11 protein-coding genes are annotated in these 11,900 nt (G+C 70.4%); 1 reads left to right on the top strand and 10 read right to left on the bottom strand.

Annotated elements, in window-relative coordinates; genetic code table 11:
* Position 1: 1 nt before the first annotated feature.
* The 10 genes from efeO to ACIA5D_RS11935 form a co-directional block, all read right to left on the bottom strand.
* A complete protein-coding gene (efeO, locus tag ACIA5D_RS11980) occupies positions 2-1,126 on the bottom strand; it encodes an iron uptake system protein EfeO (protein WP_396029873.1) in 1,125 nt (374 codons plus the stop codon).
* Positions 1,127-1,135: 9 nt separating this feature from the next.
* Positions 1,136-1,981: an iron uptake transporter permease EfeU gene (gene efeU, locus ACIA5D_RS11975; protein ID WP_396029872.1), complete on the bottom strand. Its 846-nt coding sequence runs from the start codon at positions 1,979-1,981 to the stop codon at positions 1,136-1,138.
* A 162-nt stretch (positions 1,982-2,143) separates the two neighbouring features.
* Positions 2,144-2,344: a DUF397 domain-containing protein gene (locus ACIA5D_RS11970; RefSeq protein WP_396029871.1), complete on the bottom strand. Its 201-nt coding sequence runs from the start codon at positions 2,342-2,344 to the stop codon at positions 2,144-2,146.
* Positions 2,345-2,383: 39 nt separating this feature from the next.
* The gene (locus ACIA5D_RS11965; protein WP_396029870.1) at positions 2,384-3,244 is read right to left on the bottom strand and encodes a helix-turn-helix domain-containing protein; all 861 of its coding nucleotides are present in this window, start codon (positions 3,242-3,244) and stop codon (positions 2,384-2,386) included.
* 181 nt (positions 3,245-3,425) lie between these two features.
* Positions 3,426-4,892 carry an adenosylhomocysteinase gene (gene ahcY / locus ACIA5D_RS11960; protein WP_396029869.1) on the bottom strand — a complete coding sequence of 489 codons (1,467 nt, stop codon included), beginning with the start codon at positions 4,890-4,892 and terminating at the stop codon, positions 3,426-3,428.
* Between the two features lie 516 nt (positions 4,893-5,408).
* A complete protein-coding gene (manA, locus tag ACIA5D_RS11955) occupies positions 5,409-6,563 on the bottom strand; it encodes a mannose-6-phosphate isomerase, class I (RefSeq protein WP_396029868.1) in 1,155 nt (384 codons plus the stop codon).
* 39 nt (positions 6,564-6,602) lie between these two features.
* Positions 6,603-7,565 carry a cation diffusion facilitator family transporter gene (locus ACIA5D_RS11950; RefSeq protein WP_396029867.1) on the bottom strand — a complete coding sequence of 321 codons (963 nt, stop codon included), beginning with the start codon at positions 7,563-7,565 and terminating at the stop codon, positions 6,603-6,605.
* Positions 7,562-8,773: an SIS domain-containing protein gene (locus ACIA5D_RS11945; protein WP_396029866.1), complete on the bottom strand. Its 1,212-nt coding sequence runs from the start codon at positions 8,771-8,773 to the stop codon at positions 7,562-7,564. The genes ACIA5D_RS11950 and ACIA5D_RS11945 overlap by 4 nt, the downstream gene beginning before the upstream one ends.
* A complete protein-coding gene (locus ACIA5D_RS11940; RefSeq protein ID WP_396029865.1) occupies positions 8,773-8,958 on the bottom strand; it encodes a Trm112 family protein in 186 nt (61 codons plus the stop codon). Before ACIA5D_RS11940 ends, ACIA5D_RS11945 begins: the two co-directional genes overlap by 1 nt.
* A gap of 60 nt (positions 8,959-9,018) precedes the next feature.
* Positions 9,019-10,398: a phosphomannomutase/phosphoglucomutase gene (locus tag ACIA5D_RS11935; protein ID WP_396029864.1), complete on the bottom strand. Its 1,380-nt coding sequence runs from the start codon at positions 10,396-10,398 to the stop codon at positions 9,019-9,021.
* A 154-nt stretch (positions 10,399-10,552) separates the two neighbouring features.
* Here ACIA5D_RS11935 and ACIA5D_RS11930 point away from each other — a divergent pair, with 154 nt between their 5' ends.
* Positions 10,553-11,854 carry a transcriptional regulator gene (locus tag ACIA5D_RS11930; protein WP_396029863.1) on the top strand — a complete coding sequence of 434 codons (1,302 nt, stop codon included), beginning with the start codon at positions 10,553-10,555 and terminating at the stop codon, positions 11,852-11,854.
* Positions 11,855-11,900 lie beyond the last annotated feature (46 nt).

Raw genomic sequence — 11,900 nt, 5'->3', positions numbered from 1 at the left:
GCTACTTCTGCGCGATCACGCCGGCGACCTTGCTGATCGGCTCGGCAACCGCGTTGATCACGTCCGAAAGGCCCTTCAGCTCGGCCTGGGTCAGCTGGTTCTGGAGCTTCCACCCGTCGCCGACGCGGTACTTCGCCAGCTCCTTGTCGACGTTGGCGAACCCGGTGTCGATATGCTTGACCAGCGCGGGATCGCGCTGCTCGAGCGCGGGCCGCAGCGCCGCGACGGCGGCCTGCGAGCCGTCCACGTTGGCCGCGAAGTCCCACAGGTCGGTGTGCGAGTAGCGGTCCTCCTCGCCGGTGATCTTGCCGGTGGCGACCTCGTCGAGGAGCTCCTTGGCGCCGTTGGCCAGCTGGAGCGGGGACAGCTTCTCGGCCTTGGCCTTGGTGGCGATCTCCTTGACGTCGGTCAGCAACTGGTCGGCGAGCGGGCCGTCCTTGCTGATGTCCTTGGCCACCCACAGGTCCTTCTCGATCTTGTGGAAGCCGGTGAAGGGCAGCTCGGCGGTGGCGTCGTCCTCGCGGCCGTCGATCTTCGGGTCGAGGTCGCCGAAGATCTCGGCCACCGGCTCGATGCGCTCGTAGTACGTCCGGGCGATCGGGAACAGCTGCTTGGACTTCTCGATGTCGCCGGCCTTCACCGCGGCCACGAAGTCGGTGGTCTTCTCGACCAGCGCCTCGCTCTGCGAGGTGATGTACCGGGTGTAGCTGTCGGTGGCCTGCGCCAGCAGGGCGTCCTCGGAGAGCGCCGGCGCCGAGCCCGCCACGGTCAGGTCGTTGCGGATGCCGGCGCCGACCATGCCCGGCTTGCAGGCGGTCTGGTACGTCCCGGCCGGCAGCTCGACGCGCAGCTCGCGGGAGAGGCCGGGGGTGATGTTCTCGACCTCGCCCATCACCCGGTCCCCCGCCGCGTACACGTAGAACTCGGTGACCTTGGAGCCCGAGTTGGCGACGGCGAAGACGTGGGTGCCGGCCTCGAGCTGGTTCTTGCCGACCTCGCACGCGGTGTCGGACGCCTTCACCGCGATCCGCCCGCCGCCGCCCGCGGCGGAGGAGTCCGACTTGTCGCTACAGGCCGCGACGGCGCTGACCGCGACGAGCGAAAGTATCAAGGGGGTGCGACGCACGGGGGTCTCCTAAGACTGTGCTGCGGGGGTAGGGGCGGGGGCCGGGGCAGGCTTGCGCACCGGCCAGAGGAAGAGCACGAGGACGGGCACGGTGTACGCGATCCACGCGATCACCTCGAGCACCGTCGGCTCGGGGGTGATGTTGAACATCCCGGCGAGCAGGGTGGCGTACCAGGTGGACGGGTCGAGCCAGCTCGCCGCGTGGTAAGCGATGTCGTTGCCGCCGGGCAGCACGGTGGCCTCCTGGAGGGCGTGCACGCCGTACTTGAAGATGCCGGCGGCGACCAGGATCAGCAGCACGCCGGTCCACTTGAAGAAGACGGTCAGGTTGACCCGGACCGCGGTCGCGTACATGAGGTAGCCGATCGCGACCGCGGTGGCGATGCCGCCGAGCAGCGCGAGCAGCGGGCCGCCGTCGAGGCTGGCGCCCTTCACGGCGGCGTAGAAGATCAGCGACGTCTCGAGACCCTCGCGGACCACCGCGAGGAAGGCCATGAAGCCGACCGCGAGCGAGCCGACGGCCAGCGCGTCCTGCAGCTTGTTGCGCAGGTCGCCGGCGATGCCGCGGGCGGCGCGGCGCATCCAGAAGATCATCCACGTGACGAAGCAGATCGCCGCGATCGACGTGACCGCCTCGAACAGCTCCTGCTGCTTGAAGTCCTGGAGCAGGGTGGTCTCGGTGTAGTTGAGCAGCCAGCCGAAGAGGACGGAGACCGCCACCGCGGCGGCCACGCCGATCCACACAAGCTTGAGCTTGTCCTTGCGCTCCGACTTGACCAGGAACGCGATGAGGATGCTGACCACCAGGGTGGCCTCCAACCCCTCGCGCAGGCCGATGAGGTAGGTGGCAAGCATGGAACTCCGCTCCGGTCCGGCCCCGCGTGCTTAGGAAAGGCGACCCTAACTAAGGCTAGGTTGGCCATACCTTAGCAAGACGGTCCTACGTTTTGCAGGGACCCCGGACACGAAGGAGGGCGGCCCCACAGGGGACCGCCCTTTCGTGGCGATGCGAGAGCTTCAGGCTCCGTGACGGTCGAACTCCCCCGCCCGGATCCCGGCGATGAACCCCGTCCACTCCGTGGCGGCGAAAGTGAGTACGGGACCGTCAACGTCCTTCGAGTCGCGCATCAGCACGGCCGCCGGAACGTTCGCCACCTCGACGCAGTGGCCGGCGGCCGCGCTTCGAGTGCTCTTACGCCAGGTGAGAGTGGCGTGCATGGCTGTCCCCTTCCAGGATGGATGCGCCTCCATTTCAGCTCACGGAGCCGACGCGCAGCGCAGCGCTTCCTCCCTTTCAGCGATGACCGTTCGGCTGTCTTCTGCCGACAAAGAGCGTTCTCGCAGGTCAGCGAGGGCGTCCCGATAGACCTCGACTTCGCCGGCTGTCACCCGGAAGAGACCGCCGATCAGCCCTTCGCTGTGCACGATCGGGCCGCGGGTGCCCGACGCGAACTCCAGCACCATGAACGACTCGCCCTGTCCGGCGTGCGCGCCCGCCGAGAACGGCAGGATCCGGATCTCGATGCCGGGCCGGCGGCCCATGTCCACCAGCTTCGCCAACTGGCGGCGCAGCACGCCGGCCCCGCCCACCCGGCGGTGCAGCACCGCCTCGTCCAGCACCATCAACAGCGTGGGCGGCGGTTCCCGGGTCAGCACCGCCTGCCGGGCCATCCGCAGCGCGAGCCGGCGGTGGATCACCGCCTCGTCACCGACGTCGGCGCCCACCTCGATCACCGCGCGGGCGTACTCGTCGGTCTGGAGCAGGCCCGGGACGACCTGGTTCTCCCACTCGCTGATCCAGACGGCCTCGGCCTCGAGGGCGACGAACTCGTCGTACGGGTCGGGGACGGACGAACGATAAGGGGTCCACCAGGCCCGGGCGCGGCCGCTGCGGGCCAGGCCTCGCAGGCGGTCGCGGTCCTCGACGGGTACGCCATAGATCGTCAGCAGGCGATCGAGGTCGTCCTCGCTGATCGAGGTGTGCGCGGTCTCTATCCGGGACACTTTCGACTCGGACCAGCCCAGCGCGGTGGCGACCCCGGCCGCACGCCGATCACCGCGAAGCCGGCGCAGTTCATTGCCAAGCTCGCGCCGCGCGGTGGAAGTCGGCCTCGCCACGCCAGTCACCATAGCCAAACATGAGTGGCTCTCTGCAACTTGCACTGCACACTATGCACTTGCACGCAGGTCAGGAGGCATGACGTAATGAACATGAACGACGGGATCACGGTGGCGGCAACCGCCGTGCGCCCGGAGAAAATCGAGCCCCCGTCCGGCGGGCGGACGGGGGTTCGATCCTTCAATAGCGATAGTGATCCGCCTTGTACGGGCCTTCGACCGCCACGCCGAGGTAGGCGGCCTGCTCCTTGGTCAGTTCGGTGAGGCGAACACCCAGGGCGCCGAGGTGCAGCCGGGCGACCTTCTCGTCCAGGTGCTTGGGCAGCACGTACACCCCGACCGGGTAGTCCCCGGTCTTGGTGAACAGCTCGATCTGCGCGATCGTCTGGTTCGAGAAGCTGTTGCTCATCACGAACGACGGGTGGCCGGTCGCGTTGCCCAGGTTCAGCAGGCGGCCCTCGGACAGCACGATGATCGAATGCCCGTCGGCGAACTTCCACTCGTCGACCTGCGGCTTGATCGTCACCCTGGTGACGTCGCCGCGGCGGGACAGCCCGGCCATGTCGATCTCGTTGTCGAAATGCCCGATGTTCCCGACGATCGCCTGGTGCTTCATCCGCGCCATGTGCTCGTGGGTGATCACGTCGAGGCAGCCGGTCGCCGTGACGAAGATGTCCGCGTATTCGACGACGTCGTCGATCGTCGCGACCTGGTAACCGTCCATCGCGGCCTGCAGCGCGCAGATCGGGTCCACCTCGGTCACGATCACCCGGGCGCCCTGCCCGCGCAGCGACTCGGCGCAGCCCTTGCCCACGTCGCCGTACCCGAAGACGACGGCGACCTTGCCGCCGATCAGCACGTCGGTGGCCCGGTTGATGCCGTCGATCAGCGAGTGCCGGCAGCCGTACTTGTTGTCGAACTTCGACTTGGTGACCGAGTCGTTCACGTTGATCGCCGGGAACAGCAGCGTGCCGTTCTGCTGCATCTCGTAGAGCCGGTGCACGCCGGTCGTGGTCTCTTCGGTGACGCCCTTGACGCCCGCCGCGACCCGCGTCCATCGCCGGTCGTCCTCGCTCAGGCTGCGTGCCAGCAGCGAAAGGATGACGGCGTACTCCTCGGAGTCGGCGGTGCCGGCCGACGGCGCCGCGCCCAGCTTCTCGAACTCGGCGCCCTTGTGCACCAGCAGGGTGGCGTCACCGCCGTCGTCGAGAATCATGTTGGGACCCTCGCCGTCCGGCCACAGCAGCACCTGCTCGGTGCACCACCAGTACTCCTCGAGCGACTCGCCCTTCCACGCGTAGACCGGCACACCCTGCGGCGTCTCCGGCGTCCCGTCCGGCCCCACGGCGATCGCCGCGGCCGCGTGGTCCTGCGTCGAGAAGATGTTGCAGGAGGCCCACCGCACCTGCGCGCCGAGCGCCGTCAGGGTCTCGATCAGCACCGCGGTCTGAATGGTCATGTGCAACGATCCGGTGATCCGGGCGCCCCGCAGCGGCCGGCTCGGCCCGTACTCCCTGCGTAGCGACATCAGGCCGGGCATCTCGTGCTCCGCCAGCTCGATCTCCTTGCGCCCGAACCCCGCAAGCGAGAGATCGGCAACCTTGAAGTCTCCCTCGGCAACGCTCATCGGCCGGCGCGGCGTGGTCATCGATCAGCTCCCGGTTCGTCGGATCGGTCATCACCCTCAATCTGCCACTCACGCTTCGCGCGGACACGAAATTCCATCGGATACGGGCGACACGCCGCCGACAACCGCAGCAGCGCCGCCCCCGGCGCTCCACGCGAGCCGGCTGCAACAGCGGCGAGTGCCGCGACCGCCGGGCTGACCTGCCGGGAGACCAACAGCGCCTGCCGGGAGACCAACAGCGCGTGCCGGAGGCCAATAGCGAACGGGGCGACAGGCCAAAGCCCGCCGCCCCGTTCATCCCCCCGGTTTGGTACCGCGCGCGTCCGTGGGACCCCCCGATCACCAATGACGCTGCGTGGTTATAGATTCACACTCCGCATTCGCCATGTCAAGCAAATCGGGAAATTTCGTATTTGTTCCTTCACGGGGTGTGAAGAGATGCGGCGTCACAGCGTGACAATCGAGACCTGATCGCGGGGAGTGAAGGAGACCGAGGCCGTCATCGACGTGCTCGAGCAGCGCCGCGAGCGTGTCGAGTCAGGCCGGGACGGCGGCGACGAACGCCTGCCCGGTGCCCGCCAGCTTGATCTTGCCAGCGCTCGCCGGGGCGAACGCGGCGTCCCCCCGGGTGAGCTCGATCGGCGTGCCGTCCACCGACTCGCCGGCGAAGAGGTCGCCCGACGTGGCCAGGATGATGCGCGGGCCCTCGGCCGGGACCTCGAGCGGGGGGCCTGCGCCGTCGAGATCGAGGCGGTAGAGGACGAAGTCGGGGATCGGGACCGGCCAGGTCAGGATGCCCGGCGCGACCTCGGCCGACTTGAGGACGGGATCGTCGAGGACCTCGAAGCGCAGGACCTTCAGCAGCTCGGCCACGTCGACGCGCTTGGGGGTCAGGCCGCCCCGCAGGACGTTGTCGCTGGCGGCCATCAGCTCGACACCGAGGCCCTTGACGTACGCGTGGAGGTTGCCGGCGGGCATCCAGATGGCCTCGCCGGGCTGGAGGCGAACGTGGTTGAGCAGGAGCGCGACCAGCACGCCGGGGTCGCCGGGATAGCGGTCCGCCAGGCCGGCGGCGAGCTCGGAGACGCCGGATTCCCGGACGGCAGCGGTCAGCGCGTTGCGGTCGTCCTCGGGCCAGGTCAGCAGGGCCTCCACCGCCGAGCGCAGGTCGCCGTCGCGGAGCGACTTGATCACCGGTTCGAGGGACGGGATCGCGAGCGACTCGAGGGTGTCGGCGGCCTGCCCCGGGGCCCGGAACCCGCATAGGGCCTCGAACGGGGTCAGCGCCACCAGCATCTCGGGCTTGTGGTTGGCGTCGGTGTAGTTCCTGGGCAGCGACGGGTCGGCCTGCTGGCGGGCGAACGCCTCGCGGGCGTACGCGCGGTCGGGGTGGGCCTGCAGGGACAGGGGCGCGCCGGCGGCGAGGACCTTGAGCAGGAACGGCAGGCGGGGGCCGAACTCGGCCATCACCTGCTCTCCCAGCTGGTCCTTCGGGCTGCCGGCGATGAGCGTGCTCAGGCTGACGTCGCCCGCGGCGCCGCCGACGGTGGACGGGTCGTCGGGGTGGGCGCCCAGCCACAGCTCGGCCTCGGGGGCCTCGGTGGGGCTGGGCCGGCCCTGAAGCTCGGCGATCGCGGTGTGGGAGCCCCACGCGTAGGGGCGGATGACACCGGTCAGCGGATACACGGTCATAAGCGGCGAACTAGCCTTCGGTCGGATGATGGATGGCGGCTACCCGGCGGTGGCCGGGGCGCCCTCGGCGGCGGCCGACTGCGCCGTGCGCTCGTGGTAGATGTCGGGCTCGATGTAGATGACCCGGGCGATCGGGATGGCCTCGCGGATGCGGACCTCGGTCTCGTCGATGTGCTGGGCCAGGTCTTCGGCACGCTCGGCCCGCGGCACCGCGATCTTGACGGCGACCAGCAGCTCTTCGGGGCCCAGGTGCAGGGTCTTCATGTGGATGATCCGCTCGACGCCGTCGCCGGCCAGGATCGCCTTCTCGATCTTCTTGACGTCTTCCGGGTTGGCGCCCTCGCCGATCAAAAGGCTCTTCGTCTCGATCGCGAGGACCACCGCGATCGCGACCAGCAGGACGCCGATGGCCGCGGTGCCGATGCCGTCCCACACGCCGTCGCCGGTGATCAGGGTGAGCACCACGCCGAACAGGGCCAGGACCAGACCGATCAGGGCGCCGGTGTCCTCGAGCAGCACCACGGGCAGCTCGGGCGCCTTGGCGCGGCGCACGAAGTTGACCCAGGTGGTCTTGCCGCGGGTGCGGTTGGACTCGTTGATCGCGGTCATGAACGAGTAGGTCTCGAGTCCGATCGCGACGATCAGCACGGTGACCGGCACCCACTGCCACGAGTGGATCGGCTCGGGGTGCTGGATCTTGTGGTAGGCCTCGTAGAGCGCGAACAGGCCACCGACGCTGAACAGCACGATCGACACGATGAACGCGTAGATGTACCGCTCCCGGCCATAGCCGAAGGGGTGCTCGGGGGTGGCCCGCCGCTGCGCCCGCTTGCCCCCGATCAGCAGCAGGAGCTGGTTGCCGGAGTCGGCGACCGAGTGGATCGCCTCGGCCAGCATCGACGACGAGCCGGTCAGCGCCCAGGCGATGAACTTGGTGACCGCGATGCCGAGGTTCGCCGCCAGCGCGGCGATGATCGCGCGGGTCCCGCCCTCGGCGCTCACTGAATTCCCTCGGGCATGGGGTTGGACAGCTCCTTCATCTCGCTGATCGCGGGAACGGCCATCGGGTCGAGCCCGTGCGCAAGGGCCAGGTAGAGGGAGGCGAAGTCGGGCACGGCGGTGAGCGAGGCGAGCCGCTCCAGCGCCGAGCCGCCCTCGGCGATGAGCACGTCGCAGCGCACGCCGCGCCGCTCGGCGAGAGTCTGTACCGCGTCGGCGCGGCGCTCCTCGACGGCGACCGGCTCGTCGGCGTCGTCCTCGGGGTTGAGGCCGCCGTCGCGGAAGAGCACCAGGCGCAGGCGGGTGGCCGCGGTGTCGTCGTCCTCGTCGTCGCCGGTGTCGGCGAAGATGTCGCGCGACGACTCGGCGAGACCGCCGAAGACGCCGTCGAGCAGGCCGACCCGGCCGCGGCCGGCCTCGCCGAGCGCGCCGGCCATCACGGGGTACCGCGCGTTCGCGGCGAGCGTGTCGGCGAAGCGGCGGGCCGCGACGGTGGCCAGCGGGGACGAGCCCCAGACGATCGGGATCGAGCCGGCCAGGCCGAGCGCGAGGGCCTTCGCCGGGTTCACGAACGAGTCGGCGCCCGGGCGGCAGCGCTCGGCGTCGGCGTCCAGCCGGGTCGCGGTCTCGGCCAGGTCGGCCTCGTTGACCTTGACCAGGCCCAGGGCGCGGCCGGCCAGCAGCACCGGGACGGCGAGGCCCCAGAGGCTGGCGCGGGCCGGTGCCCGGCGGGGCACCGGGATGAACGGCGCACGGGCCCGCTCGGCCATCGCCTGCAGCTCGGTGTCGGGGTTGCCGATGGCGACCAGGCGGGCGCCCCGGCGGACGGCCGCCTCGGCCGCGGCCAGCGCCTCGGGGCTGCGGCCGGAGGCGCTCACCGCGAAGACCACGTCGGCCGCGCCGACCCAGCCCGGGATGCCGGCGCTGCGGTGCCCGATGATCGGCACCGGGCAGCGGTGGCCGGCGACGGTGGCCAGGATGTTGCCGGTCAGGCCGGCGGTGCCGATGCCGGCGACGACGACCGCGCGGGGGCGGCCCTCGTCGGCCAGCATGGTGAGGTCGGTCTCGGCGGCAAGCGCCGCCGACTCGCGGACCTGGGCGCCGGCCGACGCGGTGGCGCGCAGCATGCCACCGGGATCGTTGTCGAGCATCGACTTCTCGTCGTCGAGCAGCGACTGGTCGGCCACCCGGTGCCCGTTGACGTCCGCCATTACGCCTTCTCTCCCGTGGGCTGGCGAGCCTCGTCGAGCAGGAGCACCGGGATGTCGTCGCGGATCTCGAAGATCCGTCCGCACTCCGTGCAGGTCAGGGTCTGCGCACCGGCGTCGTACGTCAACGGCGCATGATGCGTGTCCGGGCAGGCCAGGATGTCCAGCAACTGCGGATCGAGGGCCACCGAACGACTCCTTACGGTGTTACGGACAGGTAAGCCTCCCCGATCCTAATCAAGCGCGGCCTAGCGGCGGACGATGGCCAGCACTTCGTCTCGCAGCGACGCCATGCGGTCCGGCTTGGCCGCCTCCACGTTGAGCCTCAGCAACGGCTCGGTGTTGGACGCGCGCAGGTTGAACCAGGCGCCGTCGGGGAGGGTCGCCGTCATGCCGTCCAGCTCGTCGATGGTCGCGCCGGGGAACGCCGCGCGGACCTCGGCGACCTTGGCCTGCACATCGGCCACCGTAGAGTTGATCTCGCCGGACGCGGCGTACCGCTCGTACTCGGCGCCCAGCTCGGACAGCGGCCGCTCCTGGCCGCCGAGCGCGGCCAGCACGTGCATGGCGGCCAGCATGCCGGTGTCGGCGAACCAGAAGTCACGGAAGTAGTAGTGCGCCGAGTGCTCGCCGCCGAAGACCGCGTTGGTGCGGGCCATCTCGCCCTTGATGAAGGAGTGGCCGACCCGGCTGCGGACCGGCGTGCCGCCGTTCTCGGTGATGATCTCGGGGACCGCGGCCGAGGTGATCAGGTTGTGGATGACCGTGCTGCCCGGGAACTTGTTCAGCTCGCGCACGGCGACCAGCGCGGTGATCGCCGACGGCGAGACCGGGTCGCCGTTCTCGTCGATGATGAAGCAGCGGTCGGCGTCGCCGTCGAACGCGACGCCGATGTCGGCGCCCTGCTCGCGGATCGCCCGCTGCAGGTCGACGAGGTTGGCCGGGTCGAGCGGGTTGGCCTCGTGGTTGGGGAACGAGCCGTCGAGCTCGAAGTACATCGGGACGATCGTGAGCGGCAGGGCGGGCAGCACCTGGTCGCCCAGCACGGCCGGGACCGTGTAGCCGCCCATGCCGTTGCCGGCGTCCACGATGACCTTGAGCGGCCGGATGCCGGACAGATCGACCAGCGAGCGCAGGTGCGCGGCGTAGTCGCGCAGCAGGTCGCGGTTCTCCATCTGGGCCGGGCCGTCCGCCTCGGCGTTCAGGTCGGCGAGCAGTTCCTCGGCGCGGCGGCGGACCACGGCCAGACCGCTGTCCTGGCCGACCGGCTTGGCGCCGGCGCGGCACAGCTTGATGCCGTTGTACTGGGCCGGGTTGTGGCTCGCGGTGAACATCGCCCCGGGCAGGCCGAGCGTGCCGGAGGCGTAGTAGAGCTCGTCGGTCGAGGCCAGGCCGATGCTGACCACGGCGGCGCCGGCGGCGTTGGCGCCCCGGCCGAACGCGGCGGACAGGCCGGGGCCGGATTCCCGCATGTCGTGGGCGATCACTATCTGATCCGCGTTGTCGCCGGACTCGCGCAACATCTCGACGAAGGCCGTCCCGAGCGCGCGGGCCACCGACTCGTTGAACTGGTCGGGCACCGTGCCGCGCACATCGTAGGCCTTGACGAGCTTGGACAGATCGGACAACTCTCCCCCTCAGCCAGGTGATTCCCGCTGAGAGTAACGGAGCACCCGGAACGTTCGGGTGGCAATCCGGCAGCGCCACTGTTACGCGTGACCGCGCTCCCGCTTGTCGCGGCACGTGATGCGGGTCACGATGGTGGGGACTGGGAGGTTCCCCTTGGCCAACCCATGGCTCGCCCTCGATCACGGCGCCGATCCCGCCGAGCGGATCCGCCAGGTCGGGCGGGCTCACGAGCGCTTTTTGTCCGGCGACGAGCGGTTTGCCGTGCCGCCGATGCGGTCGGTGGTGGCCGACTCGTGGAAGCGATCGGCCGACGCGCTGCACAGCCCCGACGGCACCGCGCCGATCGATCTGAGCGAGGGGGAGCTCGAGGAGTACCGCGCGGCGCACCCGCTGGCGCGGGTGCTGCCGATCTTTCGCGACCTGCTCGGTGGGCTGGCCGACGACGGCGACCATCTGATGGCGGTCTGCGACGCGTACGGGCGACTGCTGTGGGTCGAGGGGGCCGGCACCGCGATGCGCGGGGCCGAACGGATGAACTTCGTGCCCGGCGCGCGCTGGGACGAGGAGCACGCCGGGACGAACGCGCCGGGCACCGCGATCGCGATCGACCACTCGGTGCAGATCTTCGCGACCGAGCATTTCAGTCGCCAGGTGCAGCGCTGGACCTGCGCGGCCGCCCCGATCCACGATCCGGCCACCGGCCGCCTGCTGGGCGCGATCGACGTGACCGGCGGCGATCTCCTGGCCAACCCGCACAGCCTCGCCCTGGTCCGGGCCACGGCGCTGGCCGCCGAGGCGTACCTGGGAAGCCACCTGACGCCGACCGCCGCGGGGCGGGTGACGGCGCTCGGGCGCAACGAGGCGACACTCACCTTCGGCGGGGTGCGGCAACGGCTCGGCCGCCGGCACTCGGAACTGCTCGTCCTGCTTCTGGCGCACCCGGAAGGGCGTACGGGCGAGGAGCTTGCGCTTGATCTCTATGGCGACGACGCCGCGAGCCCGGTGACCGTGCGCGCCGAGCTGTCCCGGCTGCGCCGCACGCTGGGGCCGGAACTGCTCGGGTCGCGCCCGTACCGGCTGCGCGCCTCGCTGGACGCCGACTTCCACACGGTGGCCCGCCTGCTCGAGCGCGGCAAGGTGGCCGAGGCCCTGGGCGAGTACGCGGGACCGCTGCTGCCCGGCTCGGACGCGCCCGGCGTGACCAAGATGCGCCGGCTGATCGACGGCCAGCTGCGCGCCGCCGTGCTGGCCTCGCGCGACCGCGCCCTGTTGCGCACCTGGCTGAGCGCACCCTGGGGCGCCGACGACCTGCACGTGTGGGAGGAGTACACCAAGCTGCTCCCGCACGGCGCCCCCGCCCGCCCCTTGGCCGTCAGCCGAGTAAACGACCTGGCTGTTGAGTACGGACTGCGCCCGCCGATGTCGGGGGCTCCGAAAATAGCGAGGCGCAGCTGAGGCTATTTTTGGCGCCCCCGACATCGGCCCCGAAGGGCGCAGTCCC

Origin of the sequence: Actinoplanes sp. NPDC051513, assembly GCF_044454685.1 — a bacterium.
In the GTDB taxonomy this organism is placed as follows: Bacteria; Actinomycetota; Actinomycetes; order Mycobacteriales; family Micromonosporaceae; genus Actinoplanes.
This window is presented reverse-complemented; position numbering and strand designations above follow the sequence as displayed.